This is a genomic window from Pyxidicoccus sp. MSG2 (assembly GCF_026626705.1).
Classification (GTDB): Bacteria; Myxococcota; Myxococcia; order Myxococcales; family Myxococcaceae; genus Myxococcus.
Map to the genome: position 1 here is coordinate 3874124 of NZ_JAPNKC010000001.1, position 17993 is coordinate 3892116.

The 17993-nt window shown below is 72.3% G+C and carries 10 protein-coding genes; 8 read left to right on the forward strand and 2 right to left on the reverse strand.

Annotated features, from left to right (window positions below; translation table 11 throughout):
- The first annotated feature begins 16 nt into the window (after nucleotides 1-16).
- Nucleotides 17-1456, forward strand: a complete 1440-nt coding sequence (locus OV427_RS14620; RefSeq protein WP_267856714.1) for a glutamine synthetase family protein — start codon at nucleotides 17-19, stop codon at nucleotides 1454-1456.
- On the opposite strand, the gene OV427_RS14625 is transcribed toward OV427_RS14620, so the two are convergent.
- Nucleotides 1453-2763 carry an APC family permease gene (locus tag OV427_RS14625; RefSeq protein WP_267856715.1) on the reverse strand — a complete coding sequence of 437 codons (1311 nt, stop codon included), beginning with the start codon at nucleotides 2761-2763 and terminating at the stop codon, nucleotides 1453-1455. The two genes, OV427_RS14620 and OV427_RS14625, sit on opposite strands and share 4 nt — an antisense overlap.
- A 143-nt stretch (nucleotides 2764-2906) precedes the next feature.
- Between OV427_RS14625 and OV427_RS14630 the strand changes: the two genes are divergently transcribed.
- Complete coding sequence (locus OV427_RS14630; RefSeq protein ID WP_267856716.1) at nucleotides 2907-4436, forward strand: hypothetical protein; 1530 nt, start codon at nucleotides 2907-2909, stop codon at nucleotides 4434-4436.
- Nucleotides 4437-4524: 88 nt separating this feature from the next.
- A complete protein-coding gene (locus OV427_RS14635; RefSeq protein ID WP_267856717.1) occupies nucleotides 4525-6045 on the forward strand; it encodes a hypothetical protein in 1521 nt (506 codons plus the stop codon).
- A gap of 49 nt (nucleotides 6046-6094) precedes the next feature.
- Here OV427_RS14635 and OV427_RS14640 read toward each other — a convergent pair whose 3' ends face one another.
- Nucleotides 6095-8527 (reverse strand): IgGFc-binding protein, encoded by a 2433-nt coding sequence (locus tag OV427_RS14640; protein WP_267856718.1) that lies wholly within the window; start codon nucleotides 8525-8527, stop codon nucleotides 6095-6097.
- A 353-nt stretch (nucleotides 8528-8880) separates the two neighbouring features.
- Between OV427_RS14640 and OV427_RS14645 the strand changes: the two genes are divergently transcribed.
- The 5 genes from OV427_RS14645 to OV427_RS14665 all read left to right on the forward strand — a co-directional run bounded on the left by OV427_RS14645 (nucleotide 8881) and on the right by OV427_RS14665 (nucleotide 17992).
- The gene (locus tag OV427_RS14645; RefSeq protein WP_267856719.1) at nucleotides 8881-9393 is read left to right on the forward strand and encodes a hypothetical protein; all 513 of its coding nucleotides are present in this window, start codon (nucleotides 8881-8883) and stop codon (nucleotides 9391-9393) included.
- 74 nt (nucleotides 9394-9467) lie between these two features.
- Nucleotides 9468-10076 carry a hypothetical protein gene (locus OV427_RS14650; protein WP_267856720.1) on the forward strand — a complete coding sequence of 203 codons (609 nt, stop codon included), beginning with the start codon at nucleotides 9468-9470 and terminating at the stop codon, nucleotides 10074-10076.
- 95 nt (nucleotides 10077-10171) lie between these two features.
- A complete protein-coding gene (locus tag OV427_RS14655; RefSeq protein WP_267856721.1) occupies nucleotides 10172-11998 on the forward strand; it encodes a sigma 54-interacting transcriptional regulator in 1827 nt (608 codons plus the stop codon).
- Nucleotides 11995-16296, forward strand: coding sequence for a protein kinase domain-containing protein (locus OV427_RS14660; RefSeq protein WP_267856722.1), 4302 nt, complete (start codon nucleotides 11995-11997; stop codon nucleotides 16294-16296). Before OV427_RS14655 ends, OV427_RS14660 begins: the two co-directional genes overlap by 4 nt.
- A 190-nt stretch (nucleotides 16297-16486) precedes the next feature.
- The gene (locus OV427_RS14665) at nucleotides 16487-17992 is read left to right on the forward strand and encodes an ADYC domain-containing protein (protein ID WP_267856723.1); all 1506 of its coding nucleotides are present in this window, start codon (nucleotides 16487-16489) and stop codon (nucleotides 17990-17992) included.
- Nucleotide 17993 lies beyond the last annotated feature (1 nt).

Here is a 17993-nt window from a genome sequence, read left to right on the forward strand (position 1 = left end):
CCTGGGAGGCACGGACATGGAGACGAAGGGCCTGCGGACGTTCCTGGAGATTCCCTACGACGAGCTCGAGGAGCGCAACCTCCGCGTGAAGGAGCAGCGCCTCAAGCACGAGTCGCCGGACAAGGTCCGTGAGGAGCGGCTCAAGTACCTCACCGACGAGCGCAACCTGAAGGCCGTCACCGTGTGCTTCACCGACCTCGAGGGTCGGATGCACATGCTCGACTACGACAAGAAGTTCCTCCTCAAGAGCGCCGACAACCTCACCTTCGACGGCTCGTCCATCCGCGGCTTCTCGCAGCAGGCCGAGAGCGACCTGCGCCTGAACGTGGACTGGGGCTCCTTCTACTGGCTGCCCTCGGACATCTTCGGGCCCGGCAAGGTGCTGGTGTTCAGCGAAGTCCTCGAGCGCGACGGCACGCCGTACCACGCCGACCTGCGCGGCCAGCTCAAGCGCGTCACCGAGGCCATGTACCAGAAGGACGGCACCGTGTTCCACGCGGCGCCGGAAGTGGAGGGCTTCCTCTTCAAGGGCCGTGACGCCGAGCGCCACTACCACGAGACGGGCAAGTTCGAGTTCATCTCCACCGGCGGCTACTACCACTCGCTGCCCGGCGACCCGCTGCGCGCCTTCATCGACAAGGCCGCCGAGGCCCAGCGCGCCATGGGCTTCCAGAACGAGAAGGACCACCCCGAGGTGGCCCCCAGCCAGTTCGAGATGAACTTCTCGTACAGCGAGGCGCTCGTCTCCGCCGACCAGATCCAGCTCTACAAGCTCTTGTGCCGCCAGGTGGCCGCGCAGATGGACACCACCGCCTGCTTCCTCCCGAAGCCGGTGACGGGCGTCAACGGCAACGGCATGCACATGAACATGTCGCTGTCCAAGGGCGGCAAGAACCTCTTCTACGACAAGGGCGGCCAGGACGGCCTGAGCGCCATGGGCTGGGAGTTCATCGACCGGCTCCTCACCAACGCGAACGACATCTGCCTGACGCTCAACTCCAGCGTCAACGCGTACCGCCGGCTGGACCCGCACTTCGAGGCGCCCAACCAGATCAAGGCCAGCGCCAACAACCGCGGCGCCATGGTGCGCATCCCCTACGGCAACGAGCGCAGCGCGCGCGTCGAGTGCCGCTCGGTGGCTCCGGACGCCAACCCGTACCTGGTCCTCTACACGCTGCTGCGCACCGGCCTGGAGGGCCCGCAGCCGCAGGAGGACGCGGAGACGAAGCGCAGCCGCACCCGCTTCCTGCCGGACAACATCTTCGACGCCGTCCGCCTCTTCAAGGGCAGCCAGTTCATCACCAGCATCCTGGGTGAGAACGTGCAGGGCAAGTTCGCCGAGCTGAAGACGGCCTCCGCCGAGCGCTGCCCCAAGCAGCTGGGCACCCGCGTGAAGGAAGCCGAAATCATGTTCCACCACGAGGTCACCAACCAGTACCTCTGGAGCCAGTTCTAGGAACCCGCCGTCGCCGAGGCTCCGGCGCTCCGGGGCCTCGCGACGCGCAGCAGCACCAGGCCCGCCACCACCGTCAGCGCGGTGGTGGCGGCCTCTCGCACGGTGGCCCCGTACGCCACCAGCGTCAGCCCCAGCACCAGCGTGGGCACGGCCAATACGGCATGCAGCGGCTTCAGGCCGCGCTCGCGCCGGAAGGCCAGCGTGGCCAGCGCGGCGGCGGTGACGCCGTACTGCATCAGCACCGCGATGCTGGAGAGCGCGAAGAGCTCCGACAGGTTGCCCAGGTTGACGAAGAGCAGCACCAGCGCCCAGGTGACGGCCAGCGCCCGCACGGGCACGCCCGCCGGGGACATGCCGTCCAGGCCGAAGAGCGTGCGCTCGCCCGACGCCAGGGCCGACAGGTAGCGCGGCGTCGTCACCATCATCCCCAGGCAGATGCCGAGCGCGGAGATGCTGGTGCCCGCCCCCACCCACCACTCGAGCCTCGCCCCGCCCCAGACACCCGCCGACGCGGCCAGCGGCGCCGGGGACGTGGCCAGCCCCGGCAGCGCCGCGACACACGCCCAGGCGAGCCCCACGTAGAAGAGCACCGCCACCAGCAGCGAGCCCACCGTGGCCAACGGCACGCTGCGCGAGGACGAGCGCACCTGGCCGGCAATCACCGGGACGATTTCGAAGCCCTGGTACGCGAACATCACCGTCAGCCCCGCGCGCAGCCACGCGGTGTCGGTGGCGCCCGCGGCCACCACCGGCACGGGGCCCGAGCCCGCCACCGCGAGGAAGGCCACGAGCAGCGCGGCCAGCGGCAGCAACTTCAGCACCGTGAGCGCCGTCCACGCCCGCGCCGACACGCGGATGCCCGAGGCCACCACGCCCGCGAGCACCGTGGCGAGGACGGACGACAGGGCGCGCTGCCCCAACGGTCCTTCCAGACCCAGCGAGGGCGCCAGGGCCTGCGACAGCCCGGCCACCACCGCGGAGGTGCTCAGGAAGGCGCTGACATAGGCCACCCAGCCCACGAGGAAGGAGGCCCGCTCGCCGAAGGCCGTCCTCGCGAAGAGCACCGGCCCGCCGTCCGCGTCGAAGCGGCGACCCAGCACCGCGAAGGCGAAGGCCACCGGCACCAGCGCCAGCCCCGTGAGGGCGAAGGCGAGGATGGCGGCCGCGCCGGGCGCCTGGGCAGCGACCTCGGCGGGGGCGAAGAAGATGCCCACCCCGACGATGCCGTTGACGCCGAGCGCCAGCAATTGGAGCGGGCCAACGGGGCGGTCCTGCGGCGCGGCGGGGGCGGTTGCGGAGGCGGGCACGACCGGAGTTCACTACAGGCCCGCCCCCGGCACCAACCCGCCAGGGACGGACGGTCCGATATGTCGGGAGCCTCCGAGCGTTGCCCGGGCAAAGGGGCACTGGCTCGAGGCGGTCCGCCTGCCCGGCTGCCAAGGAGAACGTGATGCGTCTGTACGGGATGCTGCTGGGGGTGGGACTGGTGTGCTCGGGCTGTGCGACCCTGACCCGGCCGCTGGGGGCGGTCCGCGACGACGAGACGGGGGAGTACGAGACGCCGAAGGAAGAGACGGTGTACCTGGTCCCCATCGAGGACGCGATGATGATGACCCGTCGCATCCTCGAGGACCAACGCTACGACGTCCTCGAGAAGGAGGGCGGGATGGAGATGTTCACCTCCGCCCAGGAGCCCGGGAAGAACGTCGTCGGCTCGCGCACCTTCGAGCGCTACTACATCCGGGGTGAGAAGGTGGGCCCCCGGCAGTCGCTCGTCCGTGTCTTCCGGCTCCGCTACGACGAGACCAATCGGGTGCTGGAGATTCCGAAGCAGGCCCTGGGCCCGTCCGATGAAACGCACGGCGCCGTCAACGACCCCGACCACCCGTTCGACGCCAACCGCGCCATCAAGTCGTCGCCCGCCTCGCAGGCGAAGATGCACGACTACAACGCCAACCCGTTCCCGGACGCGCCGGGCATCGAGGGCTTCCAGCTCGTGCGCGGCAACCGGGACGTGGGCATCGAGCACACGCTGCTGGAGCGGCTGGAGATGGTGCCCTCGCTGGAGCTGGTGGGTGGCAACACCTCCGTCCCCGCCCGCTCGGTGGTGCTGGAGGGCTGGGCGGAGCCCTCCGAGACGGAGCCCATGCCCCAGCCCGACTGCGGCGCGCCCGTGGACGGCGCGGCGCCGCTGATGGCCCAGGGCCAGACGCTGCTGCTGGCCGACCCGCTGGGCACCCGCGAGCTGCCCGCTGCCGCCCTGCGCATGCTGTGCGAGGCCGCGTCCAAGGGGATGCCGGTGACGCTGGCCCTCTCGCTGCCCGTCGCCGAGCAGCCGCTGCTGGACACGTACCTGGCCAGCGCGGGCTCGTCGCAGGACGCGCAGGAGCTGCTGCGGGGCAGCTCCTTCTGGCGTCGCACGCACCAGGATGGGCGCAGCAGCCGCGCCATGCTGTGGCTCGTCGAGCAGGCGCGACGGCTGCGCGCGTCCGGCAAGGCCGTGTCGCTGGTCGCCTTCGACGTCGACAAGGGCAAGGGCAACGAGCGCGAGGCGCAGATGGCGCAGAACCTGCTGGACGCCCGGAGCAAGGCTCCCGACACGTGGATGCTGGTGCTGGCCGGTGGCACGCACGTGCGGACCTCCAGCGTGGGCTGGGACAGTGACTACGAGCCGCTCGGCATGCGGCTGGCGAAGGCGCTGCCTTCGGTGAAGGCGCTGGACGTGGGCTTCACGCGCGGCTCGCAGTTCTCCTGCCGCTACAACGTCTGGGACGCCGTGGAGTGCGACGTCTTCGCCATCAGCCCGACGAAGCAGGCGCGGCAGGGCTCGAAGGTCTCCGCGGGCGTGCAGCTCTACTCCGAGGCGCAGCGGGAGGGATTCAACGGGCGGCTCTACGTGGGCGCGCTGAATGCCTCGCCCCCGGCGCTGCAGGCCGGCGCCGCCGCCGTCAGCAGCGCCCCCGCGAGCCCCGAGAAGTAGGGCTCGGCGGTGATATGCCGTGTGTCTTCCGGGCGTTGCCTCGTGTGAGCGAGGCAACGGAAGTGAGCCAGAACTCACGGAGGATGTGATGCGTCTGTACGGGATGCTGCTGGGGTTGGGGCTGGTGTGCACGGGCTGTGCGACGGTGTCCCGGCCGCTCGGGGCCGTCCGCGACGACGAGACGGGAGAGTACGAGACGCCGAAGGAAGAGACGGTGTACCTGGTCCCCATCGAGGACTCGATGATGATGGCCCGCCGCATCCTCGAGGAGCAGCGCTACGACGTGCTCGAGCAGGAGGGCGGGCTGGTGATGTTCACCTCGACCCAGGAGACCGGGAAGAATACCGGGGGCTTGCGCTCCTACGAGCGCTACTACATCAAGGGCGAGAAGGTGAGCCCCCGGCAGTCCCTCGTCCGCGTCTTCCGGCTCCGCTACGACGAGACCACCCGGGTGCTGGAGATTCCGCACCAGGCCATGGTCGCCGGCACCGCGGAGGAGAGTTTCAGCGCGCTGGTGGACGAGCACCCGTTCGACGCCAACCATGCCACCAAGTCGGCGCCCAGCTTCCACGGCAACCGGCTGATGAAGACGGACAACCCGTTCCCAGAGGCGCCGGGCATCGAGGGCTTCCAGTTCGTGCGCGGCAACCGGGACGTGGGCATCGAGCACACGCTGCTGGAGCGGCTGGAGATGGTGCCCTCGCTGGAGCTGGTGGGCGGCAACACCTCCGTCCCCGCCCGCTCGGTGGTGCTGGAGGGCTGGGCGGAGCCCTCCGAGACGGAGCCCATGCCCCAGCCCGACTGCGGCGCGCCCGTGGACGGCGCGGCGCCGCTGATGGCCCAGGGTCAGACGCTGCTGCTGGCCGACCCGCTGGGCACCCGCGAGCTGCCCGCCGCCGCCCTGCGCATGCTGTGCGAGGCCGCGTCCAAGGGGATGCCGGTGACGCTGGCCCTCTCGCTGCCCGTCGCCGAGCAGCCGCTGCTGGACACGTACCTGGCCAGCGCGGGCTCGTCGCAGGACGCGCAGGAATTGCTGCGGGGCAGCTCCTTCTGGCGCCGCACGCACCAGGATGGGCGCAGCAGCCGCGCCATGCTGTGGCTCGTCGAGCAGGCCCGCCGGCTGCGCGCGTCTGGCAAGGCCGTGTCGCTGGTCGCCTTCGACGTCGACAAGGGCAAGGGCAACGAGCGCGAGGCGCAGATGGCGCAGAACCTGCTGGACGCCCGGAGCAAGGCTCCCGACACGTGGATGCTGGTACTGGCGGGCGGCACGCACGTGCGGACCTCCAGCGTGGGCTGGGACAGTGACTACGAGCCGCTCGGCATGCGGCTGGCGAAGGCGCTGCCTTCGGTGAAAGCGCTGGACGTGGGCTTCACGCGTGGCTCGCAGTTCTCCTGCCGCTACAACGTCTGGGACGCCGTGGAGTGCGACGTCTTCGCCATCAGCCCGACGAAGCAGGCGCGGCAGGGCTCGAAGGTCTCCGCGGGCGTGCAGCTCTACTCCGAGGCGCAGCGGGAGGGATTCAACGGGCGGCTCTACGTGGGCGCGCTGAACGCCTCGCCCCCGGCGCTGCAGGCCGGCGCCGCCGCCGTCAGCAGCGTGGCGCGCTGAAGCCGCGGGGGCGCCGGATGGACTTCCCGGCGCCCCGCGAGCGGGCCTGCTACGGGCTGACGTAGACGGGCACGAGCACCTCGGCGAAGTTGCCGGCCGCGTCGCGGGCCTGCACCAGCACCATGCTCCAGTCCGTGTTCACCAGGTCCACGGTGTGGGTGACGCTACCGGTGCCGCTCTCCACCGTGGAGGTGTGCACGAACTGCGTCGTCACCGTCACCGGGCTGTCGTCCTCCACGGCCGTGGTGACGTCCACGATGGGGCTGTCCAGCGTCGCCTGCGCCTCCGGAGACACCACGGTGACGACGGGCGGCGTGAGGTCCACGCGCATCACGCCCTCCTTCGTGGTGGTGCGCCCGTTGGCGTTGCGGGCGGACAGGGTGATGACGTGCTCGCCCTCCTCGAAGGTGTACGGGAGGCGGACGAAGCCGGCGTTCAGGTCCGGCGTCACGGGGATGGGCTCGCCGCCGTCCACGGAGAACCACGCCTCGACGATGCCGCTGTCGTCACCGAAGGACGTGGTGAAGCCGCACAGCTCCCGCTCCGTGTCGCGCGTGTAGCGCGGCAGGTTGCACAGCGCCACGTCCGAGGCGTACGCCTGCGTCACCTGGGCGCTCGCGGACACCGACGAGGTGCCGTCGTTCGCCGTCAGCGTCACCGTGAAGGTGCCGGCCGCGTCGCACTGGAACGACGTGGTGAGCTGGTCCGGCGAGCCGAAGGTGCAGGTGGCACCGGCCGGCACGTCCTCGCCCGGGGTGACGCTCCACTGGTACGTGAGGGGCTGGCCGTCCGGGTCCGACGCGGAGCCGTTCAGCGTCAGCTCGCTGTTCACCCAACCGCTGGAGTCCGGGCCCGCGCTCACCACCGGCGGCTGCTGGCTGACCCGCCACGCCGCGAAGCCGTACTCCACCTGGTCATTCACCGTGGCCTTCAGCAAGTCGAAGGACTGGCTGGTGCGCGTCTGGCACCACGCGGCCTGGCCCTCGGCATCGGTGGCAACCGTCACCGCCTGCACCGGCCAGCGCAGCGCGGTGAAGCCCACGTTGATGTCGGGGACGCCCTGGCCATTCACGTCCGCCACCTTCGCCGTCACGCACACCTCGCCGCCCACCTGGCCGATGCGGTAGCGCGGCGTCAGCTTCAGGCCCTCCACCGCCGCCACGGGCACCAGCGACATGCCGCCCGGGTAGGCGTACGTCACGTCCGTGCCCACGCCGTAGACGGAGACGCCGAAGGGCAGCGGCGACGTCAGCCGGTGCGTGCCCGGCGTCACCTCCAGCTGCGCGCCGTAGTAGTTCCAGGTGATGTAGCGGAGCTTCGTGAGGGGAATCATCTTCCCGTCCACCATCACCTGGTGCCACGTGTTCCCCCGCACGATGACGTTGAGGTAGCTCTTGCCGGACGCCGTCGAGGCCGGCGCCGTCACCGTGTACTCGTTGAGGAACTGGGCGACGGGCGGCACGAGCATCATCGACGGGCCGCCGTACGCGTACTGCGCCACCAGCACGGGCTTGTTGGCGCTGATGACCGCCGCGGACTGGAGGCTGGTCTGGTACGTCTGCCCGCGCCGCAGCGACACCTCCTTCGCGTTGACGCGCACCCGGGTGCCGTCCACCGAAGCGGTGATGCGGAAGGTGTCCGCCCCGCGCGAGCCGGCCAGCGGCAGCGTGAGGAAGTAGCGGCCCCAGGACTTCGTCGGCGGGAGCTGCTCCACCTGGAGCCCGCAGGGGCCCGAGGACGCGCCGGGCGCGCTGGCGCACCGGCTGCCGCTGAACACCGCCACCGGCTGGTCCGCCGTGAGGAAGCCTCCCGTCAGGTCCGCGCCGTTGCTGGTGGTGCCGGCGTACTGGAAGACCTGACCCGCGTTGAGGGTGAAGGAGGACGTGACGCCCTGGCGCGTGAAGGAGACGTGCGTGCCGGCCACCGTGCCCACGACAGAGACCTGCGTGCCCTGCGAGGCCTGGGTAGCGCCGGAGGAGAGCACCGCGTACTCCGTGCCCAGCGCGGACACCGGCAGCGCGAGGAAGGCCTCCGTCGAGCGGCTGTTGCGGCTCTGCACGTGGACCGTCACCTCCGCGTCCGCGGTGACTTGAAGCCCCTTGTTCTCCACCCCGTTGGCCGTGGCCAGCGCGGCGCCCGAGGGCACCGTCACCGACGTCACCTGCCCCGGCGTCACGGAGAAGCCCTGCGCGTGGACGAGGCCGGGGATGCGCACCGTGCCCGTGGCCGCCGTCTCTCCGCTGATCTTCAACGTCAGCTCCGCCGACGTGCCGCTGGTGACGTTCGTCGGGAACGCAATCCAGAACTCACGCCCCCGGCTGCCCGGCTTCACGGGCGCGGGGCCCGCCTCCAGGGCCTGCCCCTGCCGGGACGCGACCTCCGCCCCCTCCTGCCCCGCCGCTCCGTCCTCCGCGCCGCCACAGCCCGCCGTAAGCCCCAGGAAACAGGCCCAAACCAGTCCCTTCCACATCGATGTCCGCACGAAAACCCCCGAAGAATTCGGTCCCGCGCCCCCGTTACAGGAGCGACTCGATTTCAATTGACCGAAAACTTTCCGATTGGATCACCCGTCTGACTTTGACGTTCCGGGCCCACTCCGGGTGTCAGGCGGGGCATGCGGCAGGTGGAAGGCGGCAGTCACTGCCGGGGCCGGCAAGCCTTGCCGGGCCAGGGCACCCCGATTGCGGCAAGGGTTGCCGGAGGCGCGTGGGTCCCCCTGGGAAGGCGCGCCGTCCGGGGCTGGCATCGCGGTTGCTCTAGGGGTCTGCACGCACGCATCCCCGGCCCGCATGACGCGGCTTCACACGGGAGACGCGCGGCTCAAGGAACATCCCCATGAAGAAGACCCACGGTTTCGTGTCGAAGTCCGTCGTTGCCCTCGCGATGCTGAGCGCCCTGCCCGCCGCCGCCGGTACGGCGAGCTACCCGGGCTCGCTGTGCACCTCCGTGTCGGGCTTCGGCGCGCCGACCATCTTCCGCAGCGGCCGCCTCCTCAACCAGTCGGCCAGCGCCATCGAGGTGGTCTGCCCCATCCAGCGCAACATCCTCTCCCCCTACACGGAGGACATGTCCCTCACCGTCACCGTGAGTGACCCGCACCTCACCGCGGATGTCTGCTGCACCGGCTACGTGGCCGACAACGATGGCTCCACGCTCGCCTACGACGAGGCCTGCACCCCGGCGGGCACGGCGGACATCACCAATCCCCGGCTGCTCAGCATCAACCTGCCCGCGGTGAACGCGACCTACAACGGCTACCTGAGCCTGCGCTGCGAGCTGCCGGCGCAGTCCACCACCGCCGGCGTGAAGTACTCCTCCGTCCTCGCCAGCTTCGTCGTCTACGAGTAACCGCCATGCGACAGGTCCGCTGGGGAGTCCTGGGTTCGGCCGTCGTCGTGGTAGCCGCCGCTGGAGCGTGGAGCATGAGGGGGAGTGCGCCGGAAGCGGCCACCGCGCCCCCGGTGGCCGCCGAGGCCCGGGCCCCCGCGGAGCTGGAGCGTGAGCTGCGTGCATTGCGCGCGGAACTGGAGTCGCTGCGTCAGGGACAGGGGCGCCTGACGCGGCAGGTGGAGTCCGCCGCCGTGCCCGCCCCGGTGGCCGCCGCCCCGGCCGGGACGGAAGCACCGCCGACGGGCGCGCGGTCCGCCGAGGAGGAGCGGGCCGCGGCGGAGGAGGCCCGCAAGGAGCGGCTCATGGAGCTGGACGCCCGGCTGGAGGCCGCCGTCCAGACGGAGGCCCGGGACACGACGTGGGCGGGGCCCACCGAGGACAAGCTCAGTGGCGCCTTCCACGCGCCGGAGCTCGTCGGCTCGCACCTGACCCGGGTGGACTGCCGCACGAAGCTGTGCGTGCTGGAGGTGGAGCATGACACGCCGGAGGCCCGCGCGGAGCTGCTGATGTCGCTCCAGCGCTCGGCCGGAATCCGGGGGGCGCAAGCGGTGATACGGCCCGCGGGTGACGGCACCCGGCTGGCGTCTCGCGTCTACCTGTCACGCCCGGGCGAGCGCCTGCCGATGAAGTCCCACCCGTGAGCTTCGCGGCCCCACCTCCCTGGAGGCGGCGCGCGGCCCCGCCGCCCCCGGGTTGCTCCCTTCGTCGCGGGCGTGCCAGCATGGACGCCCGCGCGATGTCCGTCCCGCACCCCAGCGCCCGCGACACCCGGCCCCTCGGGGCCACATCGGAGTCGTCCGAGTCTGGCGCCGCGTACCTGCTGGTGCTGGAGGGCGACTCCTCCTGGCGCTTCCCCCTCCCCGATGAGGGCATGGTGCTGGTGGGCCGCGACGAGCAGGCGGACCTGCGGCTGCGAGACGACAGCGTGTCGCGCCGCCATGCGCGCATCCTCCTCACGGACGACGGCGCACGCGTGGTGGACCTGGGCAGCCACAACGGGACGTCCATCAACGGCCGGCCCGTGGACAGCGCGCAGCCGGTGCTGTCCGGAGACGTGCTCTCCTTCGGCGCGGTGGTGGCGGTGGTGCGCGCGCGCACGCGGCCCACGCCGGCTCGCCGGGCCCTGGAGGCGGAGCGGCTGATGGGGCAGCTGCGCGAGGAGGTGGAGCGCGCGCTGCGCTACAGCCGCCCCCTGACGATGCTGGTGCTCGCGCTGCCGGACGCGGGCACTGCGGGCCGCGAGGCGGTGGAGGCGGTGCTCGCCACCGACGCGGGCCCGGCCGAGGCCGCCGGCTGGCTGGACGCCACGCACCTGCTCTGGGTGCTGCCCGAAGTCTCTGGCGAGCCGGGCGAGGAGGGCCTGGGCGAGCGCGTGGAGGCGCTGCTGGGCGCCTGTCCCCAGGCACGGCTGGGGCTCGCCGCGTGCCCCGCGGATGGCTGCGACGTGGAGTCGCTGGTGGCCGCCGCGCGCACCGCCGCGCAGACGGCCGCGCCCGGGGCGTGGGCCTCCGCCGACGAGGGCATCACCCGGATTGCCCTGGGAGAGCGCACCGTGCTGGTGGCGGACCCCGCCATGGGCCAGCTCTACGCGCTGCTGCGCCGACTGGCCGCCAGCGAGCTGCCGGTGCTGGTGTGCGGCGAGACGGGCGTGGGCAAGGAGAACGCCGCCTTCGCGGTGCACCACTGGTCGCCCCGCTCCGCCGGCCCCTTCATCGCCGTCAACTGCGCCGCCCTGCCCGAAGCGCTGGTGGAGAGCGAGCTGTTCGGCCACGAGCGCGGCGCCTTCACCGGCGCCACCACCACGCGCACGGGCCTCTTGGAGAGCGCGCAGGGTGGCACGGTGTTCCTGGACGAGGTGGGCGAGCTGCCGCCTTCCGCGCAGTCCAAGCTGCTGCGCGCGCTGGAGGTGCGCCGCATCACCCGCGTGGGCGACGTGCGTGAGCGCCCCATCGACATCCGCGTGGTGGCCGCCACGCACCGGGATTTGGAGGCGGAGGTGGCGGCCGGGCGCTTCCGCGAGGATTTGTACTTCCGGCTCGGCGCGGCCACCGTGCTGCTGCCCCCGCTGCGTGAGCGCCCGCGCGAGGTGCCCATGCTGGCGCGCGACTTCCTGGCCCGGGCGTGCCGGGCGCTCGGGCGGGGCGAGCTGGAGCTGGCGGCGGGCACGCTGCTGGCGCTGGCTCGCCATGGCTGGCCCGGCAACGTGCGCGAGCTGCGCAACCTGATGGACTACGTGGCGGCGGCGGTGACGGGGGACGTGGTGGAGCCGCACCACCTGCCGGCGCGCATGCTGGGACGAGGGGCCGCCTCCACGGCCGCGCCGCCGCAGCCGGCGCCGTCCGCGACTCCGGTGGCGGAGACGTCGCGGGAGTCGCGGGTGCCGCTCGCGCAGGAGATTCGCGAGCTGGAGCGGCGGCGGATGCAGGAGGCGCTCGACGAGGCGGAGGGTGTGCAGACGCGCGCGGCGGCGTCGATTGGGATGCCCATCCGCACGTTCTCCTTCAAGCTGAAGCAGCTGGGCCTGCAGGCGCGTCCCTCGCGGAAGGGGACGCCTACCGGATGAGCGCGGGCCCCGGGCTGCTGGAGCCTCCTCGCGAGTTCGAGGAGTACCGGCTGCTGCGCCCCCTGGGACGCGGCGCGATGGGGCAGGTGTTCCTGGCGCAGGACACGCTGCTGGAGCGACTGGTGGCGGTGAAGTTCATCGCCACGCCCGCGGGGAGGCTGCCGGACGCGGCGGCCCGGGCGCGCTTCTTCCAGGAGGCCCGCGCGATTGCGCGCCTGCAGCACCCCAACGTGGTGGCCATCCACCGCGTGGGCGAGGTGCGCGGGCAACCGTATCTGGTGTCCGAGCTCGTGCGCGGCGAGCCGCTGGACCGGCTGGTTCGGCCCGTGGACGGACGGCAGGTGCTGCGGCTGGGGATGGGCCTGGCGCGAGGGCTCGCCGCCGCGCACCGGTGTGGCGTGCTCCACCGCGACATCAAGCCGGCGAATGCCATCCTCTCCGAGGATGGTGAGGTGAAGCTGCTCGACTTCGGCCTGGCGGAGCAGCGCGAGGTGGCGCGGGAGCGTCCGGACGGAGCGGCGGGGCACGCTGTTCCTGAGCGGCCCGTGGATGCGAAGGCGCGGGAGACGCGGCCCGTGGATACGCGCCCGCTGCCTGGCTCCAAGCCGGAGGACGCGCATGGCGGTGGAGCGCGGTCCTCGCCTGGAGTCGAGGCGGGTGGAGCGCGGCCGGTCCACGAGGGAGTCGGGCAGTCACCCCTCGCGGTGGACACGCACCCGCTGCCTGGAGACATGCAGCCTGCTCCGCCGCGCGCGGGCGAAGCTCCGAGCGCGCTTGCGGTGGACACGCGCCCGCTGCCTGGAGACATGCAGCGTGCCCCGCCGCGTGCGGGCGAGGCTCCGAGCGCGCTCGCGGTAGACACGAGGCCGCTGCCCGGTGACTTGCAGCGTGCTTCACCACGCGCGGGCGAGGCGCCGGGCGCGTTCACGGTGGACACGCGCCCGCTGCCTGGAGACATGCAGCGTGTTTCGCCTCGCGCGGCGCATTCGACGCACCCCGTGCGCGCTGAAGCCGACGCCGCGTCGGACACACGACCCCGGCCCGGGGACGCACCGCCGAGCTTCGGCACCGCGCCGACCGGCGACGTAACGCGCACCTCATCTCCGGAGCAGTGGAGGATGGTGCCCGGCACCCCGCTCTACCTCGCTCCGGAACTCTGGCGCGGAGAGCCCGCCAGCCGCGCGAGCGACGTGTACGCGCTGGGCGTGGTCCTCTACGAGCTGTGTGCCGGCGCTCCGCCCTACCAGGACGTCTCGCTCGAAGACCTGGGCCGCACGGTGCTGGAGCACGCACCTGCGCCGCTCGCAACGCTCGCGCCCGGACTTCCACCAGGTCTCGCCGCCGTGGTGGACCGCTGCCTCGCCGCCGAGCCCTCCCGCCGCTTCGAGTCCGGGGACGCGCTCCGCGAAGCACTGGAGGCGCTGTCCGTCCCCGAGCGTCCCGCCGGCGCCCTGCCCTCCGGCAACCCCTACCTGGGCCTGCGCGCCTTCGACGCCGAGCACCGGGGCGTCTTCTTCGGCCGCGAGGCCGAGTTGCGCGAGGTGGTGGACCGGCTGCGCGGTGACGCCTTCGTGCTGCTCGCGGGCGACTCCGGCGTGGGCAAGTCCTCGCTGTGTCGCGCGGGCGTGTTGCCCCTCGCCGCGACTTCCGGCCTGGAGGAAGGCGGGCCCCCTCGCGTCGTCGTCTCCTGCACGCCCGGGCGCCGCCCGCTGGAAGCACTGGCGGAAGCGCTGGCCCCCGTGCTGGATGAAGGCCCGGACGCCCTGCTCGCTCGCGTGGCCACCGAGGAGCCCGGAGCCCTCGCACGAGCCCTGCGCCGCCGTCCCACGAGCGCTCCACCCGTGCTGCTCTTCCTCGACCAGCTCGAGGAGCTGGTCACCTTCTCCGAGCCCGCCCAGGCCGCGCGGCTCGCCGAGGAGCTGGCCCTGGTGCTGCGCCGCGCCCCGCGCGTCCGCGTGCTGGCCACCGCGCGCAGTGACTGCCTCACCCGACTGGTCGCGCTGCCCGGCCTGGGCGAGGAATTGCCGCGCGCGCTGTACCTCGTGCGCGCCCTGACGGAGCACGGCCTGCGCGAGGCCGTGGAAGGCCCTGCCCGCGCGCTGGGCGTGCGCTTCGAGTCCCCCGCCATGGTGGACGCGCTCGTCGCCTCCGCCGCTCGCGCCGACGGGGGCCTGCCCATGCTCCAATTCGCGCTGGAGGCGCTGTGGGAGGCACGCGACAGGGAGCGCCACCTCATCCCCGCCGCCGCGCTGGAGTCCCTCGGCGGCGTCGAGGGCGCGCTGGCCCGCCACGCGGACGCGGTGGTGGCGCGACTGCGGCCGGAGCAGCGCCCCCGCGCGCAGGCGCTGCTGCTGGAGCTCGTCACGCCCGAGGGCACCCGCGTGCGCCGCACCCGCGAGGAGCTGCTGCGCGGGCCCGACGACATCACCGGGCGCGCGGTGCTGGACGGACTGGTGCGAGGCCGGCTGCTCACCGCGGGCGAGGCCGAAGGCGGCGAGGGCGTCTACACGCTGGCCCACGAGAGCCTGGTGACGGGCTGGGACACGCTGCGCGGCTGGCTCGGCCAGGACGAGCAGCGCCGCGCCGCGCGCCACCGCCTGGAGCGCGCCGCCGCCGAGTGGGAACGCCTGGGCCGCCCCGTGGAGCTGCTCTACGGCGAGCGCCAGCTCTCCGAGGTGCGCTCCGTGGGAGCCGCCGCCAAGGGGGCTCGTGAGCAGGACTTCCTCACCCGCTCCGACCAGACCTACCGCCGCCGCCGCGCCGCACGCTGGGCGGTGGCCGTCGCGGTGCCGCTGGTATTGCTGTCGGCCGTGGGTGTCACCCGCGTGCAGGCCCGCGCGCAGTTGGAGGCCCGCATCACCGGGCACCTGGACGAAGCACGCCGGTACCGGGACGCCGCCCTCGCGCGAGGCGCCGAGGCGGACCGGCTCCGAGACGAGGCCTTCGCCCTCTTCGACACGCCGGGACAGGCCCGCCGCGACGCCGCCGAGGCCCTGTGGTCCCGCGTGTTGACGGAAGAGCGCGGCGCCGAGGCGAGCGCCCTCAAGGCCATGGCCGCGCTGGAGACGGCCTGGGGCCTGGACCCGGGAAGTGCCCGGGTGAAGGAGCCGCTGGCGGACCTGCTGGCCGACCGCGTCGAGTGGGCCACGCAGCGGCGCCAGCCCGAGCAGCGCGCGCAGTGGCTCGCGCGGCTGGCGGCGTACGACGACTCGGGAAGTCGAAGCCATCAACTGGAAGCCCCGGCGCGGCTGGCCCTCGTCACCTCGCCTCCGAGCGCGCGCGTGCAGTTGCTCGGCACCGGGCCGGATGGCCCCGAGAGTCGCGTCCTGGGCGAGACACCGCTGCGCGACACGGAGCTGCCGTCGGGCTCCCATCTCCTCCTGCTGGAGGCACCGGGACGCGTCCCCGTGCACGTGCCCGTCCTGCTCGAGCCTGGGGAGCACCTCTCGCTGGAGCTCGCGCTGCCAGAGGCCTCCGCGGTGCCGGAGGACTTCGTCTACGTGCCCCCCGGGCGCTTCCTCCAGGGCGTGTCGGAGAGCGAGTACCTGCGCCGCTCCTTCTTCTTCGCGCCGCCCCTGCACACGGTGGAGACAGGCGCGTACCTCATCGCCCGGCACGAGGTGACCTTCTCCCAGTACATCGCCTTCCTGGAGGCACTGCCCCCGAGCGAGCGCGCCGCGCGCATGCCGGGCGCCCGCCTGCGCTCCAGCGTGGTGGACCTGTCACGGGAGGCGGATGGCCGGTGGCGCCTGGACCTGCGCCCGGCCTCCGCGAGCTACAGCGCGCGCGACGGAGAGCCGGTGCGCTACGGCAAGCGCAGCCGCCGCGCGGTGCAGGACTGGCTGCGCTTCCCCGTGTCGGCCATCTCCTTCGACGACGCGCTGGCGTACGTGGCCTGGCTCGACAAGACGGGGCGGGTGCCCGGCGCGCGCATCTGCACGGAGCGCGAGTGGGAGCGGGCCGCGAGGGGCGCGGACGGGCGCCGCTACCCCTCGGGTGAGTGGCTGGCCCCCGACGATGCCAACCACGACGTGACGTACGGCCGTGAGTCCTGGGGCTTCGGGCCGGACGAAGTGGGCAGCCACCCGCGCTCGCGCAGCCCCTTCGGCGTGGACGACCTGGCCGGCAACGTGTGGGAGTGGACGCGCTCCGATGTGGAGCCCGAGCAGCCCGCCGCGCAGGGCGGCAGCTGGTACCAGAGTGACTTGACGGCGCACTCCGCCAACCGGGACCGTGTGGAGCGAACCCAGCGCGAGGCCCTCATCGGCCTGCGCGTGTGCGCCACGCCCCGGCCCTGAGCCCGGCCCCCCCCCGGCAAACCTTGCCGACAGGAACCGCCGCCACCCCGGCAAACCTTGCCGGCAGGCACTGCCCGCGAGAACCACCAGCGAGTCACTCCAGACCGATGACTTCCGCGTGAGGACGTTGGTGTCGGTGGCATGCCGGATGCTCCGGAATTGCCGACAAGAACGAGAACGAGGTCCTCACGTGACGCCCTTCCTCCGCCTGCTGTCGACGTGTCTGAGTGTCTGTCTCCTGGCCGCCTGCGACGTGCCTCCAGAGGGGGCCGAGTCTCCTCTGGAGGCGCAGTCCCTCGCCGTGAGCAACGACGGCTTCCACACCCAGGGTACCCAGCTCCACGGCACGCCGATGACGTCCGTGTCCTTCACGGGGGCCACCGTGAATTTCGAGGGTGCCGACCGGAGCGCCACGCTGAAGCTCATCCAGGGAGAGCTGGCCGCCACCATGCCGCTCCAGGTCGCCAACACCACGGCGAGCCTGCAGGCCTGCGACGGCATCTACGCATCAGGCACGTCACGAAACTGTGGCTGGAAGGTGGAAGGACAGGGCACGTGTACGCCGGGCACCACCATCCAGCTCACCAGCGGCGCTTGTGGAACCGAGGCTGGAAGCTGCCTGGGCAACCCCATGGTGCGCGTCTGCGCGGGCGAGCGGACCTGCGAGTACCGGGGCCATGACTACCTCGCCTCGGGAGACAATGCCTCCGCGTGCGTGTCGTCCTGCCCGGACGTCTCGTTCGTCTGCCCCCCGAGCGGCGTCTACACGGCGCTCTCCACTTCGGCCTCCTCCACCACCCTGCGCTGGACTCTGACGCTAGCGGCGAACAAGGGCCGCTACCCCGCGACGACCAAGGAGCTGCGCGGCACGGAGCTGATTGGCGCGACGATGCTGACGCAGCCCGGAGCCACCACGGGCTTCCACATGGAAGTGGTCGACGCCATCAACGCCGACAGCGTCGCCAGCCCCGAGGCAGACGGGCCGTGGGACTCGACGGGTGACACCTTCCTGTATCGGGTGCGCTACGGGCCCAGCTACGGCACGCCAACGACGGAGCTGTGTGCGCCGAGCGCGGGCCCGGCGGGCTGGGCCTGGGCCGTGCCCATCAAGGGCGTCTTCAACAGCGTGACGGGAAACCGGACCGACAGCACCACCGTCTTCACGCTGGGATGTGAGTCGGGCGTCATCGCCAAGTGCTACCGCTGGGGCTACAAGCCGTGGCTGGATGGTTCATCTTCGTTGCCGAAGGTGACGCAGGCGCACCATGCCTGCACCCGCATGGCGCGCGCGGACTACTGCGGCAACGGCATCTCGCACACACAGAACGGCACGCCCATCCGCCCCTGGGACAGCCTGGTGCCGAACATCATCCCCACGCCTCCCGCGGATGCCGGGACGTTGGGTGTGACGTTCGAGGCGGGCTGGAAAACGAGCGGCCCCGCGTGCCTCAGTCACTGGCGCTGGAAGCACCTGCCTGCCCAGAACTGCATCGAGCTCAACCCGCCCATCTACGAAAGCGACGGCGGCATCACGAACGACTGCCGGAACCCGGGCAACCTCTCCGGCCCCTATACCGGCCCCGCCAGCAAGTGCTCGCAAATCTGCGACAGCGCCGCGGAAGCGCAGCAGGTCTACGGCAGCCAGGTCTTCAACGAGTCCGCCAGCAACACGCTGGACGGCGGCGTGGGGAACTGAA

What these genes read in the sequence shown, in the direction of transcription:
- OV427_RS14620 (WP_267856714.1), top strand. Translation starts at nt 17, where the DNA reads ATGGAGACGAAGGGCCTGCGGACGTTCCTGGAGATTCCCTACGACGAG.
- OV427_RS14630 (WP_267856716.1), top strand. Translation starts at nt 2,907, where the DNA reads ATGCGTCTGTACGGGATGCTGCTGGGGGTGGGACTGGTGTGCTCGGGC.
- OV427_RS14635 (WP_267856717.1), top strand. Translation starts at nt 4,525, where the DNA reads ATGCGTCTGTACGGGATGCTGCTGGGGTTGGGGCTGGTGTGCACGGGC.
- OV427_RS14645 (WP_267856719.1), top strand. Translation starts at nt 8,881, where the DNA reads ATGAAGAAGACCCACGGTTTCGTGTCGAAGTCCGTCGTTGCCCTCGCG.
- OV427_RS14650 (WP_267856720.1), top strand. Translation starts at nt 9,468, where the DNA reads ATGAGGGGGAGTGCGCCGGAAGCGGCCACCGCGCCCCCGGTGGCCGCC.
- OV427_RS14655 (WP_267856721.1), top strand. Translation starts at nt 10,172, where the DNA reads ATGTCCGTCCCGCACCCCAGCGCCCGCGACACCCGGCCCCTCGGGGCC.
- OV427_RS14660 (WP_267856722.1), top strand. Translation starts at nt 11,995, where the DNA reads ATGAGCGCGGGCCCCGGGCTGCTGGAGCCTCCTCGCGAGTTCGAGGAG.